General features: G+C 69.8%; 10 protein-coding genes. 5 read left to right on the forward strand and 5 right to left on the reverse strand.

The features are described from left to right. The first annotated feature begins 14 nt into the window (after positions 1-14). The 4 genes from pilV to AB4083_RS01895 are packed head-to-tail and all read left to right on the forward strand — an operon-like array spanning position 15 to position 2856. A complete protein-coding gene (gene pilV, locus AB4083_RS01880; RefSeq protein WP_441606060.1) occupies positions 15-533 on the forward strand; it encodes a type IV pilus modification protein PilV in 519 nt (172 codons plus the stop codon). Beyond that, positions 530-1834: a PilW family protein gene (locus AB4083_RS01885; protein WP_441606061.1), complete on the forward strand. Its 1305-nt coding sequence runs from the start codon at positions 530-532 to the stop codon at positions 1832-1834. The genes pilV and AB4083_RS01885 overlap by 4 nt, the downstream gene beginning before the upstream one ends. Further along, complete coding sequence (locus tag AB4083_RS01890; protein WP_441606062.1) at positions 1818-2432, forward strand: pilus assembly PilX family protein; 615 nt, start codon at positions 1818-1820, stop codon at positions 2430-2432. Before AB4083_RS01885 ends, AB4083_RS01890 begins: the two co-directional genes overlap by 17 nt. 1 nt (position 2433) lies before the next feature. Then, positions 2434-2856, forward strand: coding sequence for a type IV pilin protein (locus tag AB4083_RS01895; protein WP_441606063.1), 423 nt, complete (start codon positions 2434-2436; stop codon positions 2854-2856). A 42-nt stretch (positions 2857-2898) separates the two neighbouring features. Here the strand turns inward: AB4083_RS01895 and AB4083_RS01900 are convergent, their stop codons facing one another. From AB4083_RS01900 to AB4083_RS01920, 5 genes are all read right to left on the reverse strand, one after another. Continuing rightward, complete coding sequence (locus AB4083_RS01900; protein WP_441606064.1) at positions 2899-4029, reverse strand: DUF3103 family protein; 1131 nt, start codon at positions 4027-4029, stop codon at positions 2899-2901. Between the two features lie 184 nt (positions 4030-4213). After that, positions 4214-6160, reverse strand: a complete 1947-nt coding sequence (recD, locus tag AB4083_RS01905) for an exodeoxyribonuclease V subunit alpha (RefSeq protein WP_441606065.1) — start codon at positions 6158-6160, stop codon at positions 4214-4216. After that, positions 6150-9854 (reverse strand): exodeoxyribonuclease V subunit beta, encoded by a 3705-nt coding sequence (gene recB, locus AB4083_RS01910; RefSeq protein ID WP_441606066.1) that lies wholly within the window; start codon positions 9852-9854, stop codon positions 6150-6152. Before recB ends, recD begins: the two co-directional genes overlap by 11 nt. After that, entirely contained in the window at positions 9851-13333 is a 3483-nt protein-coding gene (recC, locus tag AB4083_RS01915; protein ID WP_441606067.1) for an exodeoxyribonuclease V subunit gamma, read from the reverse strand. Before recC ends, recB begins: the two co-directional genes overlap by 4 nt. A gap of 303 nt (positions 13334-13636) precedes the next feature. Continuing rightward, positions 13637-16090 carry a TonB-dependent receptor plug domain-containing protein gene (locus AB4083_RS01920; protein ID WP_441606068.1) on the reverse strand — a complete coding sequence of 818 codons (2454 nt, stop codon included), beginning with the start codon at positions 16088-16090 and terminating at the stop codon, positions 13637-13639. Between the two features lie 340 nt (positions 16091-16430). Here AB4083_RS01920 and AB4083_RS01925 point away from each other — a divergent pair, with 340 nt between their 5' ends. Further along, positions 16431-16883: a DUF3574 domain-containing protein gene (locus AB4083_RS01925; RefSeq protein ID WP_441606069.1), complete on the forward strand. Its 453-nt coding sequence runs from the start codon at positions 16431-16433 to the stop codon at positions 16881-16883. The last annotated feature ends 164 nt before the right edge of the window (positions 16884-17047 follow it).

A 17047-nucleotide genomic window follows, 5' to 3' on the forward strand; every position in this document is an offset into this window, starting at 1 on the left:
ACGGAAGGAAACCGATGCTCATCCCAGCTTCCCAGCGCGGCGTTTCATTGCTCGAAGTCCTCGTCGCACTCGCCATCTTCGGCATCGGCGCGATCGGCATCAGCGGATGGATGCTGCTGGCCGCGCGCGCCAGCCACACCGCCTACCTGCGCACCCAGGCCAGCTTCCTCGCCAGCGACATGATCGAACGCATGCGCGCCAATCCCGCCGGCGTGCGGACCGGCGCCTACGATGGCGAAGCGCAAGCAGGCGCCGTGGCTTGCAATGCCGCAACGGCATGCCTGCCCGACGCGCTGGCGACGCATGACCGCGCCGTCTGGGCGCTGCGACTGCGCGCCGTGCTGCCGGATGGCCAGGGTGTCATCCATTGCGCACGGGATACCGGTTTCGTGCTGAGCACCGAGACGCCGGGCATGCAGCCGCCGTTCGGCGGCCTATGCACGATGACGGTGCGCTGGCTGGAGCGGGGCGCGGGCGACCAGGAGCATCGCGCTATCTCGCCGCGGACTTTCGCCTGGGTGTTCCAGCCATGAGCGCGCTGCGTTCTCCACGCCGTGCCCGCGGCCATTCGCTGATCGAACTGATGGTGGCGATGACGCTCGGCCTGATCGTGGCCGCCTGCTTCGTGTCCGTCTTCCTCGCCACCGCCGGCAGCCAGCGCACGCTGACCCAGTTCGCCCTGCTGCAGGAGAGCGCCCGCTTCGCCATCGCCCGCGTCACGGGCGACCTGCGCATGGCGAACGCGTTCTACTGCGGCCATGCCGGCGCCACGCCCACCGTGCAAGCCAGTGGCCTGATCGGCGCGTTGCACGACGTGAGCACGCGCTGGGGCCGCGCACCGTATCCGCCCGCGCCGGTTTCGCCGTATCGCTTCCCGCCGTTCCTCTTGATGCGCGGCCATGACTGCGGCAGCACGCACTGCACGCCTGCCGTGCCGGCCGGCCTGCCGGCGATGGGGCGCGCCGTCGGCCAGCGGGTAATCGGTGCCGGCCTGCTCACGCTGCGCTATCTGGACCCGGCCGGCGGATGGGCGATGGGCGCTGCGTCCACCATCGTCGGTAGCGCGGATGGCGCGATCCATCACCTCGCCATCCAGCCCGGCCAGGACGAACCAGCCGTGGTCGACGTCTATCAGCCCGGCCACCTGCTGATGCTCGCCGACTGCACGCTCACGCAGATCTTCTCGGCAAACCTGCAAGGCGACGGCGGGTTCTATCCCGATGCGGTCGAGACCGGCCGCAATCTCGCGCTGCCGCGGATGCCGCCTTCGTTCAACGCGCCGCGCCTGTTCGACTTCGATCGCGACTTCCGCACCGTCACCTACTACCTGCAGGTGGTGGATGCGGGCGACGGCAGCACCATCGGCGCCCTGGTGCGCCGCGAGAACGGCGGCGCCAGCGAGCTGGTGCGTGGCGTGGAGCGGCTGGATTTTCTGTACGGCGTGGAGGATGCGGCCGGCGCGACGCGTTATCTCAGCGCCGCCCAGGTCGACGACCGCGCCGGCGGCAGCGTCGACTGCCCGCCACCGCCCGATGGTGCCGGTAACGACTACGGCTGCCTGTGGCGCGCGGTGAAATCGATCGAGGTCCACCTGCTGATGGACGGCCAGCAAGCGCAGGGCACACTGAGCCCCGGTGCTACGCACTACACCTACAGCATCGACGGCGATGTCCTGCCCGCTGCACCCGATGCAGCCCATCGCAAGCTGCGCCCCGCCGAGCAGGGCTTCGACCCGCGCATGCTGCGCCGCGAATTCAGCGCGCTGGTGGCCGTGCGCAGCTACCACCCGTGCGAGCGACGCCACCAAGGAGCGATCCATGTCCCGATCCCATGATGCGCGGCCGATCGCCGGCCCTGCGCGACAGCGCGGCATCGTGCTGGTGCTGGCGCTGATCTTCCTGCTGCTGGCGACGCTGCTGGCGACCGGAGCCGTCGGCCAGGCGTTGCTGCTCGAACGCATGGCGGGCGGCCAGCGCAACGCCCAGCTGGCATCGATCGCGGCCGAGTCCGCGTTGCGCGGCGCGCAGTGGCGGTTATGGAAGGGCGCCGCCACAGGACCCTTGCGTTGCGGAACGGCCCCGATCGCCGACTGCCATGTCTACGATCCCGCGCTGCCCGATGCGCTGGTACGAGCTTTTCGCCGCGAGCCGGGATGGGGCGCGGAAACAGGCACGGAGTACCGGGGCAGCACCGGCCGCGACGACTTCACCGCGCCGGCGGGCAGCGGGCTGGAGCGCGATGCCGCCAGGACCGCCGTGCTGGCGAAGCCGCCGCGCTATCTGGTCGAGGATCTCGGCCCTGCATGGCCGGCCAGCGCGGGCACGACGGCAGGCGCTGGGCATCGCATCTACCGCATCACCGCACGCGCCACCGGCGGCGACGCGAAGGTCGCGCGCGTGGTGGAGAACTTTTTTGTCGCCGGAGGCGACTGACATGCACCGCCCCTCGTGCGGCTTCTCCCTGATCGAACTCCTTGCCGCGTTGGCTATCGTCGCCATCCTGGCCGCGCTCGCCGTGCCCGCCTACGGGCATTACGCGTATCGCGCACGGCGCATCGAGGGCAAGGCACTGCTGTTGCGCATTGCGCATGCGCAGGAACGCTACTACGCCACCTATAGCCGTTACGGCGAACTGGCGGAGCTGGGTTTTTCGGTCCCGGCGCGATCGGAGCACGGGTACTACCTGGCCAGGTTGAACCTGGAGACGGGCGCGAGTGTGCAGTCTTTCCTGGCGACAGCACAGCCGAAGCTGGCGCAGGAGGGCGACCGTTGCGGCACGCTCGGCCTCGACGACACCGGCCGCAAAGTTCCACTGGCCAGCGATGCATGGGCGAACGCAAATGGAGCCTGCTGGTGACGGCGTGCCGCTGCGGCATCCTTGCGGCACGCCGCCGGGAGGTCACTGCCGCGGGCAATCGTCGGTGCCCACGACATGCGAGCAGAAGCTTGCGGTGGCATTGGCTCTCGCCCCGAGCAGGTCGGTATAGCTGCGGCCTTTTTCGATCAGGTAGAACGAGTCGACATAGTCGTTGTTATTGACCAGCAGGGAGCTGGGCATGGCACCCAGGATGGCTTCGCCGATGGCCGAGACAGCGCCCGCTCCGGGTTTTGAGGTCGATACGTTGCCCTGCACGGCACCGAGGATCTTCGCGGCAAGCTCCTGGTAATTGATGCCCTCGTCGCGCTCGAACAGCTGCACGTTCGCCATGCCGAGCCCATAGTCGCTCCACGACACCATGTCCTGGTAAGGCGCATAGGTGGTTCCGCTGTAGTCCAGGTAATTCATGTCCTTCACTTCGACCTGCGGGTCGGTCCTGTTCGGTTTCATGCCGGACACGATCGCGAAGATCTCCGCCTTGCCGCTGATCCAGGGCTCCTCGTCATCCTTGAGGTGGATCTTCGTCAAGACAGTCAGTTCGGCGCCTTCGGCCGTGGCGGAGCTGTCACGCGTCTGCAGCTGCGCGCGTTGCAGCGCATCGTTCATCAGCAGGGCACCCGCGCGTGCCGATTCCTGGCCGTCCACATCCAGCACCAGCACGGGGACCGTGGGCGGCATCTTCGGGTCCAGCTCATGACGTTCGCCCTTGGCATCGAAGGCGGGTACCGAAGTCCACTTCCGTTCGTCGCCCGCTGGTTCCACGGCGACCAGAAGGTCGTCCAGCTGCGAGGGCAACTGGCCGGTGGCATGGCCGGGCAGGTACAGGCGCAGGCGCAGCACGCCTTGCGACCAGCCGGACAGGCCTTGCGCCGCGGTCACCTGCCGATCGGCATCGCCGATCCGCGAGAGCGCTTCGCCTCGTCCCGCAGCGGTCAAGGCATGCAGCGAGATGGCAGGCTCTTCGCCCGAGGAGGCCTGCATGGCGAACAGTCGGGATGCCGTGTTGGAGAAGTCCGGATCCTGCAGCTGACTGGCGATGCTTCTGGCGGTGTCCTCCTTGATCTGCTGGATCTTCTGGCTATCCGCCGCCTGCACAGAAAGCGGAATGGTCGTGGTCAGCAACGCGACCAGGAGCCTGGTTTGCATGGTCATGACGTCGTCCTCCCGGAGAGGCATAGGCGCGGTTTGTCGCGCGGCCCATGTTTGGGCGGCCGGCCCGATCCATCCATCGCCTGCGCGCCGGTATGCCGTGTCCGATCGTTCGGATTCGCGCTGAACGGGTCCAGCCCATGACGGTTCGGCTGGATGCTTTGCAGAGGCAGGGCGAAGCCGCGCATCACTGCGCGAGCAGGCGCTCCCGCAAACCCGAATGCCGCAAGGTCAACCGCTGCGTGGCGATCTCGACCACCCGCTCGCCACCGACCAGCATGAAACGCCGCCGCGCCCGCGTGATGCCGGTATACAGAAGCTCGCGCGTAAGAATCCCGCTGTCCTGCGCGGGCAGCACCAGGGCGGTGGAGTCGAACTCCGAACCCTGCGACTTGTGCACGGTCATCGCATAAACCGTCTCCAGCTCGCCCAGCCGCGACGGCAGGATGAAACGCACGCGCACGCCGTCGGGTCCTTCCGCGGGACCGGCGGCAACGAACGCCACGCGCAGGCGCGGCACGCCATCCTCGCCTGGCATCTGCAGCGCCACGCCCACGTCGCCATTCATCAGGCCGAGGTTGTAGTCGTTGCGCGTGACCAGCACCGGCCGCCCTTCGTACCAGACGTGGCCGGTATCGATCAGGCGCGCGCGGCCCAGGATCTCCTCGATCTGCCGGTTGAGTCCTTCGGTGCCGTAGTCGCCGCGCCGCAGTGCGCACAGCAACTGGAAGCGCCCGAACGCTGCGAGCACCTGGTGCGCCCAGGCCTCGTGGGCGGCATCGCCGGCATCCAGCGCCGGGCGTTCGCGCCGCAGCAACTCCAGATAGTGGCGATAACCCTGCGGTGCGGTGCTATCCGTGGCGAAGCGTTCGCCGCCGCCGCGCAGCACCAGTTCGGCCAGGTCGGCCTGGTTGGCGGCGTGCGGGAGCCAGGCGATATCGGTACGCGGTGCGGCGAGCAGCGCGCGCAGCGCGGACAGGTCGCCGGCGTTCACCGCCTGCGCCAGCCGTCCGATCCCGCTGTCCGCGCCGAAGCGATGGCTGTGGCGCAGCATGACTACTTGCTGGTCCAGCGCCTGCGCATCGGCGGCGGTCCACGCTGCCACTTCGTCGCCGGCCACGTCGTGCAGCCACGCAGCCGTGTCCTGGTCGTAATGGCCGGCCTCGGCACGCCGGCACAGATCGCCGAGCACCGCGCCGGCTTCCACAGAAGACAACTGGTCCTTGTCGCCGAGCAGCACCAGCCGCGCCGCGGGCGGCAGCGCGGCGAGCACGGCGGACATCATTTCCAGGTCCACCATCGAGGCTTCGTCGATCACCAGCACGTCCAGCGGCAGCGGATGCGCGGCGTCGTGGCGGAAGCGGCGCGTGTCCGGACGCGCGCCGAGCAGGCGATGCAGCGTATCCACCTGGGCCGGAATCACGGCGCGCGCGGCTTCGTCCACGTCGAGCCGCGCAAGCTGGCCCTGGATCGAAGCCTGCAGCCGCGCCGCGGCCTTGCCGGTGGGCGCGGCCAGGCGGATGCGCAGCGGCCGCTCGCCGGCACGCAACTGCAGCGTCTGCAGCAGGCCGAGCAGGCGCACCACGGTGGTGGTCTTGCCGGTGCCGGGGCCGCCGGTGATCACCGTGAACGCGCCTCGCGCGGCCAGCGCGCAGGCAATGCGGGGCCAGTCGGGCGCGGCTTCGCCGGGAAACAGGCGGGCCAGTTCCGCGCGCAGATGCGCCGGTGCAGCGTACGGTTGGGCGAGGCGCGTGCGGATCGCCTCGGCCACCTGGCGTTCGTGGTTCCAGTAGCGGCGCAGGTACAGCCGCGTACCTTCCAGCACCAGCGGCGTGGCGTCGTTAGCGGAGCCGATCCACGACGGCGCGTGCGCTTCGTCCAGGACCCGCGCCACCGCCTCGCGCCAGGCGGCGGGCCAGGCCTGCTCCTCGGCCAGCGGCTGCCACAGCGACAGGTCCAGGCACAGATGGCCATCCGCCACGCGCCGGCTGAGCAGCGCGGCCAGCAGCAGCCAGGCGCCGTCGGTGTCTGCATCGTGCTCGGCGAGAAAGCGCGCGAAGGCGACATCCAGCGGCCGCAGGCGCTGCTGCTCCTCGGCGGCAAGCAAGGGAGCCAGGCGCGGATCAGGCAGCATCGGCGCGGTCTCCCTCGGCGAACAGCCGGTCCATCGCCTCGACCAGGCTCAGCGGCAGGCGCTCGTGGTGCACGCCATGGCCGGTGCCATCCAGGCCGCGCAGATACAGATAAAGCACGCCGCCGACATGCCGCTGGTAGTCGTAATCCGGCAGGCGCGCGCGCAGCTGGCGGTGCAGGGCCAGGGTGTAGATCGCGTACTGCAGGTCGTAGCGTTCGCGCAGCACCGAGTCGCGCGTGGCCTCCGCGGTGTAAGCCGCGGCATCCGCACCCAGCCGGTTGGATTTGTAGTCGACCACGTAGTAGCGGCCGTCGTGTTCGAACAGCAGGTCGATAAAGCCCTTGAGCATGCCGTTGAGCCTGTCGTACAGCAGCGGCATGCGCGGACGCCCGTCCAGCGTGTGCGCGGTGACCAGGCGATCCAGTGCGCGCGTATCCACCTCGCGCACGGCAAACCAGAATTCCAGCTCGGCGCGGTAGCGCGCCGTATCGGTCAGCTCCGCCAGGGCGAGCGCGCGGCCGTCACCCAGCGGCAATCGCGTGCGCAGCAGCGCCGGCACCCATTGCGCGAGCAGCGCGCTGTGCGCCTGCCAGCCGTGGCGCTGCACGCGGCGTGCGATCAGTTCGGCCAGCGCCTGCGGATCGGCCGCGACCTCGGCGAAGCCTTGCTCGGCCGCCCATTCCAGCAGGTCGTGCAGGAAGGTGCCGGCCACGGCGCCGCGCGGGAAGGCGTGGATGCCGCTGCCCGCGGTGTCGGCGACCGGGGCGGGCTTCTCCGCGCCGGCTTCGGCCAGCACGTCCTGCGCCGGTGTTTCGGGGGCGGCCGGCGCGTCGCCGGAAAGCTGCGCGTCCTCGTCGTACTTCAGCGCGCTGTAGCTGGCGATCCACCAGCGCTCGCCGGGGCGGCCGGCGTAGGTGCGCGCCGGGCGGGTGTCTTCTTGCTCGTGCGCGGCGGGCGCGACGAGGCGCGGCGGTGGCGTCTGCGGCAGGCCGTCGACAGCGATGGCGGTGACGCCGCCACGCATGGCCAGCAGCGCGGGAAGCAGGGCGGACGCTTCGATCGGCGTGCCGCCGGCAAGCAGATAGCCGAACGCGGATTTATGCAGCGACGAGGCTTTCGCATTGCCCACGCTCACGCTGGCCACGCCGACCCAGCAGGCGTAGCGCGCGCGGGTCAGCGCCACATAGAGCAGGCGCAGGTCTTCCTGCAGGCGTTCGCGTTCGGCCTGGCTCCAGGCCGCATCGTCCGGTTCCAGGTCCATATGCGCCTGACCGTCGGCGTCGTGCCAGACGAACAGATCGTCGCGCTTCACCTCCCGCGCGGCACAAACGAACGGCAGCAGCACCAGCGGATATTCCAGGCCCTTGGACTTATGCACCGTCACCACCTTGACCAGTTCGGCCTCGCTCTCCAGCCGCACGATCTGCTCCTCGGCGGCTTCGGCCTGGCCTGCGCGCGCCTCGGCGACCTGCTCGGCCAGATGGCGGATCAGCGCATGCTCGCCATCCAGTGCGCCGGCCGCCTGCTGCAGCAGTTCGGCCAGGTGCAGAAGATTGGTCAGCGCGCGCTCGCCGCCGTCATGCGCCAGCAGCCGTGCGGGCAGGTCGAAGGCGTGCAGCAGGTCGTGCAGCATGGCCAGCACGCCGTGGCGGCGCCAGCTCTGCTGCAGTTCGCGCAGGCGTTCGCCGCAGGCTTCCCACCAGCGTTCGTCGGTATTGAGGCGATCGAGTTCGGCTTCGTCGCGGTCGAGGCTGCGGGTGGCCAGCGCGGCGCGCATGGCGCGATCGGAGCCCGGTTCGGCGCAGGCCTTCAGCCACAGCAGCAGGTCGGCGGCTTCGGGCGAGCTGAACACCGAATCGCGGTCGGACAGATAGACACTGCGCAGCCCGGACTCGCGCAGCGCCGCGCGCACCATCGCCGCCTCGCGGCCGCTGCGCACCAGGATGGCGACGTCGCCCGGGGCCAGCGGCTTGAACGGCCGATCCGGTGCAGCGAAGCCGCAGCAGCCTGCGCGCGCCGCATCGAACAATCCGGCCAGCCACGCGGCAGCGTGATCGGCCACGCGCTGGCGATACGCGGTGCTGCCCACGTTCTGGCCTTCGTCCAGCAGCGCCAGCTGCAGCGCGGGCAGCGGCGCGCCGTCGAGCAGCAGGGTAGCCTCGCGGCCGCGTGCCGCGACCGGATGGAAGGGCAGGCCGCGCTCGCCGCGGCCAAACGCGAAGGCGCCTTCGGCGTGGCGATCGGCATGCTCGAACACGCGATTGACCGCACTCACCAGGGCCGCGGTGGAGCGATGGTTGGTGCCCAGCGTCCACACCGGCGGCGCCGCGGTTTCGCGTGCCTGCAGGTAGGTGTGGATATCGGCGCCGCGGAAGGCATAGATCGCCTGCTTGGGATCGCCGATCAGCAGCAGGCCCAGCTCCGCGCGCGCGGCATAGAGGCGATGGAAGATGCGCCACTGCAGCGGATCGGTGTCCTGGAATTCGTCGATCAGCGCCACCGGGTATTGCGTGGCAATGGTGGCGGCCAGGCGCGCACCGGCCGGGCCGTGCAGCGCTTCGTCCAGGCGGCGCAGCATGTCGTCGAAGCCGAGCAGGGCGCGGCGGCGCTTGGCCAGGTCGATCCTCTCGGCCACCCATGGCGTGGCATGGGCGAGGATCAGCGGGCGCGCCAGCTCGAGTTCGGCCGCGCTGGCCAGCAGCGCGTCGATGGCGGCGAACGCGTCGTGCGCCGGCGCGCGGCGGTTCTTGTTGACCGCACCGTCCAGCCGCGACTGCGCGTAGCGGGCAAGCAGCTTGTCGTCGGCCTCGCCGCCCGCGGCCCAGGCGCGCAGCGCGGCCAGCTCCGGCGGCAGGCGTTCGGCGGGATAGCTGCGGCCGTTGAGCGCCTTTTCGCGCAGCGTGTCTTCCAGTTGGCGTTCGATGCTTTCGAGATCCGCCAGCCACAACGTGCGCGCGCGCTGCAGCGCGGCCTGGGCGCGCGCCAGCGGTGCTTCCAGGATCGCGCGCACGTCCGCCGTTGCCGGCAACGGCTGGCCGTGCAGGCGCAGGTGGGCGACGTTCTGGCGCAGCAGCGGGCGCAGGCTGTGCTGCAGTTCGCGCGGGTCGCTCCACCAGCGCGCCAGCAGGGCGGCGGCGTCGCGGCCGAGCGGCAGGCATTGCAGGCGCCAGTAGTCGCGCACCGCTTCGGCCAGCAATTCGCCGTCGTCAGTCTGGATCTGCTGCACGAAGGGATGGCCGCTGTCGAATGCGTGCTGGGCCAGCATGCGCTGCGCCCAGCCGTGGATGGTGTGCACCGCGGCCTCGTCCATCCATTGCGCGGCCAGTTCGAGCTGGCGCGCGGCGGCTGCGCGCGCATCGGCGTGCGGGTATTCGGCGATCAGCGCGGCGAGAAACTCGTCCGGCGCCTGCTGTGCGCGAAAGACCGCGGCCGCTTCGGTGAGGCGCGCGCGGATGCGCTCGCGCAGTTCCGCGGTGGCGGCCTTGGTAAAGGTCAGCACCAGGATCTGCGCCGGCAGCAGCGGCGCGGCGCCGCCATGGCCAAGCACCAGGCGCAGGTACAGCGCGGCGATGGTCCAGGTCTTGCCGGTGCCGGCGCTGGCTTCGATCAGGCGCACGCCGTGCAGCGGCAGGCGCAGGGGATCGAGCGTGGTTGCGCCGGAAGCCATGGCGCCGGGCGGCAGCGCAGTGTTCATGCGCCGTCCTCCCAGCGCAGGTTCTGCGCCATCGCGCGGTACGGCGGCAGCCAGCGTTCGAAGCCGGCCTCGAGCATGGCCTCGAAGCTGGGCCAGGCGCGCTGCAGGTAGGGATCTTCGTCCACTTCGGCGAAGCGCTGGCCGCTGTCGTCGTGGTCGTAGCTCAGGCGCGCGGCGGCGCTGGCGTCGCGGCCTTCGTGCTCGGCCTGGATCCAGGCGAAGGCGCTCTTGCGCGCGATCGGCAGCGGCGCACGCATACCCTCGCGCAGCGCGTCGAGGATGGCATCCAGCAAGGCGCGCGCCTGCAGCGGATCCAGTGCGGGAAAATACGGCTGCGCATCCGCCGCCACCACGCGCGTTTCCACCCTCGCGCCGCCGGCATGCGCGAACAGATGCGCGACCCAGGCGGCGATGAGTTTCTCCAGCCGGCGTCCGCGCGGGCGCGCCAGCAGCGGGCCCTGGATCAGTTCCAGCCGCACGTAGTCGACGCCGGCCTGCGCCGGATCGGGGCGGCGCAGCCCGGTCAGCCAGTCTTCCAGCACCAGGCCGTGCGCCGCGTGGCGCAGCTCGAACTTGTCGTCCACCCGCGGCCAGCGCCGGTCGGCGGCATGCCAGTGCGCGGCGAGCACGCCGGCTTCGCTGGCGATCTTGTCCTGCCACAGCTCGCCGAAACCGCCGGTGGGCAGGCGGCCTTGTTCGCCCAGCCGCTGCACCGCCGCGGCCACCGCGCGCGGCGCGCCGGCAGCGTCCGCGAGCAGCGCCGCCTGCAGCACGCCGTGGATCGCCTGGTAGCGTTCCAGGCCGTCGAGCGCGAACGGTTCGTCGTTCAGCGTGTCCCCATCCTCGCCGCCGAAGTGGACCTTGAGGCGCTGGTTGAAGAAATGGCGCACGGGGCGGGCGAGAAAGCTTTGCAGCGCATCCAGCGCGAGCGGGGCCTCGGGCAGCCAGGGCGCGAGCGGTTCGGGCGCCGCGGCTTGCGTGCCGGGCGCATGCGCGCGCTGCCACTCGTGCGCGTAGGTGAACAGGCGTGGATCGCTGTCCGCACCGAAGTAGCGCCGGCTGAAGGGCTGCAGCGGATAGTCGGTGGTGAGTGCGTCGAGCAGCTTGCCGTCCGCCACCTGCCAGCCGGCCGCCAGGTAATCGCGCAACTGGCCCACCAGCACCGATGGCGGCAGCAGCGCGTTGTCGCGCACGCTGCGGCCGACCCAGCTCACGTGCAGGGTGTCGCGCGCGGACAGCAGGGCTTCCAGGAACAGGTAACGGTCGTCCTCGCGGCGCGAGCGGTCGCCCGGCAAGGCCTGGCCCGGCTGAGCCATCAGGTCGAAATCGGCCGGTGCCTGCTGGCGCGGGTAATCGCCGTCGTTCATGCCGAGCAGGCAGACCACGCGGAACGGGATCGCGCGCATCGGCATCAAGGTGCCGAAACTCACCGCGCCGCCCATGAAGCGCTGCGACAGGCGGCTGGCGTCGATGCTTTCCAGCCAGTGCTCGCGCACGATCTCCAGCGGCAGCGGTTCGTCCAGCGCCGCTTCCGCGCAGGCTTCCAGCCAGGCGTCGAGCGCTTCGTCGAGGCGGCGCAGGCGGTCGCCGTCGGTGTGGTCTTCGCTGTCGAAGAACGCGGCGAGCAGCTCGCGCAGCCGTGTTGCCCACAACGTGGGCGTGGCCGGCGCGCGCAAGGCATGCCAATGCAGTTCCAGCTGGTCGAGCAGGCGGCTGAGCGGGCCGAGCAGGCTGGCGTCGAGGCCGCCGACTTCGCCATAGGGCGCCATCTCCTGCCAGCTGTCGCCATGGCCGACCGCGTAGCCGAGCAGCAGCCGGCGCAGGCCGAAGGACCAGCTGTTCTGCGCCTGCGGCGGCAGGCCCAGGCTTTCCTTCTGCGCGCCGTCCAGGCCCCAGCGGATGCCGGCGCCTTCGATCCAGCGCCGCAAGGTGGGCAGGCCGGCTTCGTCGATGCCGAAGCGCTGGCGCAGCGCCGGCACCTCGAGCAGGTCGAGGATGTCGCTGACCGTGAAGCGCGACTCCGGCAGCGCCAGCAGATGCTCCAGCGCCACCAGCAGCGGCGCGGCGCCGCGGTCCGGCTGGTCGGCGACGGCGTAGGGCAGGTAGCGCGGATCGCCGGGCGGGATCCGCCCGAACACCGCCTGCACGTGCGGTGCATAGCTCTGGATGTCCGGCACCATCACGATCACGTCGCGCGGCGCCAGCGGGCGGCCTTCGCGCTGGGCCTGCTCGAACAGCGCGAGCAGGCGGTCGTGCAGGATCTCCACCTCGCGCTGCGCGTTGTGCGCGACGTGGAAGCTCAGCGAGTCGTCGCCTGCGCGCCAGGCTTGTCGCTGCGCCGGATCGGCGGGCAAGGGTTGCAGGTCGAGCACGGCCTGCTGCACCTGCTGCAGCAGGCTGTCGCGCCCGGGGTCGGCGAACAGGTCGATGCTCGAACCCCAGGCGCTGAACCGGCGGCGGTAGCGCTCGGGCTGGTCGAAGCTGTCGAGCAGCCGGATGTAATCGCGCCCCTGCTTGCCCCAGGCGGCGAGCAGCGGGTTGGCATGCAGATGCAGTTCTTCGTAGCGCGGCTGCTCGGGCAGGCCGGGCTTGCCCGGCTGGCGGCGGTGTTCGCCGCGCAGCAGCTCGCGGTCCTCGATGATGTCGGCCCAGTAGTGGCGGCAGGGATTGGCCACCATCAACAGCACCTGGCTGTGCCGCGCCAGCGCGGTGAGCGCTTCCAGCGTCTGCAGCGGCAGCGAGGAGATGCCGAACACCACGATGCGCCGCGGCAGCCGCGCCGGCCGTTCATTCAGCGCCTGCGCGCGCTCGACGAAGGCCACATGCACGGCGGCGCGGTGGCTGTGGCGAAACGCGTCGCCGACGTCGTCCAGCAGCAAGCGCCACAAGCGCGCCTGCCAGCGCTGCCCCTCCGGCAGCGGCGCGCGCCGGCCGCGCCAGTCGTCGGCCAGTTCGTCGACGCCGCGTTCCCAGTCGGCCAGCCAGTGCGCGCGATAGACCTGGTACTGGTCGAACAGGTCGGCGATGCGTGCGGCGAGCTGGTGGCGCTTGCGCCAGTCGGGCTGCTCGCCGAGGAAGTCGCGCAGCGGGCGGAAATCGGCGTCGTCCAGATGGCGCGGGATCAGCCGCAGCAGCCGCCAGGCCAGGCGCGACTTGTCGAACGGCGAGGTCGGCGGCACCGCGTCGCGGCCAAGCACGGCGCGATACGCCTCCCATAGAAAGCGCCCGGGCAACTGCACCTGCACCGCGGCGCTGATCCCCAGGCCACCCGCTTCCGGCGGTCGCGCCAGCGCCAGCTTCAGCCACTGCGCGATGCCGTTGCTCTGCACCAGCATCAGTTCGTCTTCCAGCGGACGCAGCGGCGTGCGCTGGATCCACGCGGTGAGCAGGTCGCGCAGATCCTCCAGGCGGTTGCCATGGATGACCATCAGGCCCGGTTCGATCGGCACGTCGAGGGGCAGGGCCAGGGAAGAGGTCATGCGGGAATTGTGGCGGACATCGGCGCGGCGGGCGAGTGGTGGCGGCACGCGGCATGCGCTTGCATGGCCAAGTCCTGAAACGAACATCGCCGCATGCGGTGAGGCATGCGGCGATGGGTGTTGCGGGTGAAGCTTGGCAGTGGGCCCACGCGTATGAGTGCGAGGGTGGTGCATTGTGCGCCAACGTATGTGGTAGGTGTCAATACTTTAGTTGCGCGAGCGGTTGCTGTCGGTGGTCGTTGCGGACACCGCTGCGTGTCCGCAACGACGTGCATCGGCCATCGCGCGCGACGGTTTTCATGATCAGAATGTGTAGCGCGCGCGGCCATACCCATACGCGCCGTTGACGCCGATCGGCGAAATCACGTCGTAAGGAAAATTGCCGGCGTAGTTGATATCGCTGTTGGAGCGCGTCGGATACTGGTTGGTGAGGTTGTAGCCGCCCAGCGCCAGGCTGAAGCGCTCGGTGACGTGCAGTTCCACCTCGGCATCGAGCTGCCAGCGTGCGGCATAGACCTGGCGCGGTTCGAAGCCGCCGCCGAAATCGAACACGCGCACGGTCGAACCCTGCCGCGTGACGCGGCCGAGCAGGGACCAGCGGTGGTTGTTCCAGTTGGCGGTGAAGGAGCCGCGCTGGCGCGGGGCGGCGTCGGTGAGGGTGTTGCGCTCCTCGTCGCCGAACAGCACGTTGCCGGCGCCGGTGGCGGCAAGTTCCGGCGGCGTGGCGCGCACGCTGCGGATATCGGTGTGGTTGCGGCTGTAGGCGAGGGTGAGCAGCAGCTTGCCGCCGGCCCAGGGCGTGCGGTAGTTGCCGACCAGCTCGGCGCCGCGGGTGCGCGTGTCCACCGCATTGGTGAAGAACGACACGCTTTGCACGCCGGGCACGCCGAAGTGCTGCAGGATGTAGTCCTCCAGCCCCGCGCTGTCGATGGTCTCCGACAGGGTGACGCGGTCGTCGATGCTGATCTGGTAGGCGTCCAGGCTGAAGTCGAAGTGCTCGCCGAGCTGGCCGGTGAGGCCAAGGCTGACGTTGCGCGACTTCTCCGGCTTCAGCGCCTGCGCACCCAGGCCGCGCGCGAGCGGGTTGTTCACCGACACGATGCGGCCGGTGACCAGCTTGCCGTCGGCGCCGTAGCCGCTGGTGGTGGATTCGAAACCGATCTGGCTGAGCGAGGGCGCGCGGAAGTTATTCGAAGCGGCGCCGCGCAGCGCGAAGCCCGGCACGAACTCCCAGCGTGCGCTGAGCTTGCCGCTCCAGTTGCCGCCGAAGTCGCTGTAGTGCTCGTAGCGCGCGGCCGCATCGACGAAGAAGTGCTCGGTGATGTCGCTGGAGACTTCCGCGTAGGCGGCACTGACATTCCGCGACAGCCGCGCGGCATCCTGCGGCTGCAGGCCTCCGCCGGCCTGCGCGCCGACCGGTGCATCGAGATAGGGGCCGGCGGCGTACGAGGCCGGGTCGCCGGGCAGGGTGCGGAACTGCTCGTGGCGGTATTCAGCGCCCAGCGCCACGGTGAGATAGCGGCTGCCGAAGGCAAACTCGCGGTTGCCATCCAGATTGGCGCTGCCCTGGTTGAAGCGGTAGCTGCCGATATGGAACGAGCTCGGGCTGGCCGGGCCGAGCGAGGCGTTGAGCGAGTCGCGCAGGTCGTAATCGAAGGCATTGCTGCCCCAGTTGAGGCTGCCGTCGAGATTCCAGTCCGCCAGCTTGCCGCGGATGCCGGCGGCGCTCTGCACGTCGCGGTTGCTGCCCACCGATTCCGGGCGATAGCCATCCGGATAGATCGACGCCACGTTGGCGCTGCTGTCCGGGTAGCGGAAATAGTTGTCGCCGATGGTGTGGCGCTGGGTATAGGTGCCGAACCAGTACAGCCGGGCGTTATCGCCCAGCGGCAGCTCGCTGTTGAGCCAGCCGCTGTAGTTCTCCGACTGCGGATCGCCTGCCGCGTAGTTGCGCTTGCCGCGCAGGGCCAGGTTGGCGGGGGTGGGATCGGCCAGCCAGTCCGGCACGGTGTCCAGGCCGGCGCGGTTGGTGGCGTCGTGGTGGCCGGCTTCGATGCCGGCACGGAAGAAACCGGTGCCGGCCAGCCGGGTGCCGAACTTGGCCGCGCCATAGCTGCTGTTGCCGTCGGTGATGGTGCGGTCGGCAGGGCTGAAGCGGGTGTGGTTGGCGCCGTAGCTGCTCACCACCTCGCCGCCTTCGGGCGCGTCGTCGAGGATGATGTTGACCACGCCGGCGATCGCGTCCGAACCGTATTGCGCACCGGCACCGTCGCGCAGCACCTCCACCCGCTTGATCGCGCTGATCGGGATCGCATTGAAATCCACCGGCGTGGTGCCGCGCCCGATCTTGGTGTCGCTGTTGACCAGGGCCGAGGTGTGGAAGCGCTTGCCGTTGACCAGCACCAGCACCTGGTCCGGCGACAGCCCGCGCAACTGTGCCGAGCGCACGTGGTCCGAACCGCCGGAATTGGATTGGCGGGGGAAGTTGAACGAAGGCAGCAGGTTGGCCAGCGCCTGGCCCAGTTCGCCGTTGACCGCTCCGGCGGCGCGCAGGTCGTCCTGGCTCAGCACGTCCACCGGCACCGGCGATTCGAGCGCGGTGCGGTTGCTGGCGCGCACGCCGGTGACCACCACCTGGTCGAGCGTGCGCGCGGATTCGCCCTCGGCTTGCTGCGCCTGTACCTGGAAGGCGGACGTGGCGAGCAGCAGCGCGATGGAAAGATGGGTGCGGCGGTACTTCCGGGAAAGGGCGGACATGCGGATTCCTTGCAAGAGGCAGCAGCAGTTCGCGCCGCAGCTGGACGCGGCGTCGGCAAGCTTCGATGGAGGGCGCCGGATCAGCGCGTCGCGAACGGATTCAACAGCAACAACATCGCCGCATTCGGGCGTGACGCGGCAAGCTGCGTTGTCCGTGGGGCGAGCTGGGCACGATGAAGGTTCGCGAAGGGAGGGAAGGGCTGCGGGACTGCGATGCACAGGCGCGCCGTTCGGCATTTGTTGCATTGCGCAAGGTTCATGTCAATACTTCGTCATGAAACTTTCCGGGTGTCCGACGGTTTATCCGTCTGGACGTCCAAACGACAAGAAGGGAATCCCCATGCAACTTCAACGTGCACTGGCGGCGGTGCTGGCCTTTGGCCTGATGGCCGGTTGCGCCACGCAACCGCAGGCAACCGCCGGTTCGACCCTGCAGGGCGACCAGGCGCATCCGGCGGCGACCCAGGGCTGGGTGGAGACGCGCCTGTATTTCGGGCTGGGGCTGATTGACCAACCCAATGGCGGCGTGAGCGAGCAGGCCTGGCGTGCGTTTCTCGATCAGGAAGTGAGCTCGCGCTTTCCCGATGGGCTCAGCGTGATCGACGTGTATGGCCAGTGGCAGGGCAAGCAGCAGACCACGCCCGAGCGGCTGCGCTCGAAGCAGCTGGTGATCGATTATCCGGATACGGCGGAGAACCGTGCCAAGGTCGAGGCGATCCGCGCGGCGTGGAAGCAGCGCACGGGTGACCAGTCGGTGATGCGGGTGACGCAGCCGGCGGATGTGTCGTTCTAGCTATCAACTTTCAACGGAGGAGTCCTTCTCCCTCCGGGAGAAGGTGGCGGCAGCCGGATGAGGGTTCGGGCGGAGCGGTGTACATCATTCTTGCGCTCCGCCCGTACCCTCACCCTAACCCCTCTCTCCCACAGGGACTACCTTCGGGACGCCGGTGGGAGAGG

It is taken from the genome of Dyella sp. 2RAB6, from assembly GCF_052115385.1.
In the GTDB taxonomy this organism is placed as follows: Bacteria; Pseudomonadota; Gammaproteobacteria; order Xanthomonadales; family Rhodanobacteraceae; genus Dyella_D.

Excerpts from the sequence above, each read along its gene's own strand:
- pilV (WP_441606060.1), top strand. The coding sequence starts at position 15 with ATGCTCATCCCAGCTTCCCAGCGCGGCGTTTCATTGCTCGAAGTCCTC.
- AB4083_RS01885 (WP_441606061.1), top strand. The coding sequence starts at position 530 with ATGAGCGCGCTGCGTTCTCCACGCCGTGCCCGCGGCCATTCGCTGATC.
- AB4083_RS01890 (WP_441606062.1), top strand. The coding sequence starts at position 1,818 with ATGTCCCGATCCCATGATGCGCGGCCGATCGCCGGCCCTGCGCGACAG.
- AB4083_RS01895 (WP_441606063.1), top strand. The coding sequence starts at position 2,434 with ATGCACCGCCCCTCGTGCGGCTTCTCCCTGATCGAACTCCTTGCCGCG.
- AB4083_RS01900 (WP_441606064.1), bottom strand. The coding sequence starts at position 4,029 with ATGACCATGCAAACCAGGCTCCTGGTCGCGTTGCTGACCACGACCATT.
- recD (WP_441606065.1), bottom strand. The coding sequence starts at position 6,160 with ATGCTGCCTGATCCGCGCCTGGCTCCCTTGCTTGCCGCCGAGGAGCAG.
- recB (WP_441606066.1), bottom strand. The coding sequence starts at position 9,854 with ATGAACACTGCGCTGCCGCCCGGCGCCATGGCTTCCGGCGCAACCACG.
- recC (WP_441606067.1), bottom strand. The coding sequence starts at position 13,333 with ATGACCTCTTCCCTGGCCCTGCCCCTCGACGTGCCGATCGAACCGGGC.
- AB4083_RS01920 (WP_441606068.1), bottom strand. The coding sequence starts at position 16,090 with ATGTCCGCCCTTTCCCGGAAGTACCGCCGCACCCATCTTTCCATCGCG.
- AB4083_RS01925 (WP_441606069.1), top strand. The coding sequence starts at position 16,431 with ATGCAACTTCAACGTGCACTGGCGGCGGTGCTGGCCTTTGGCCTGATG.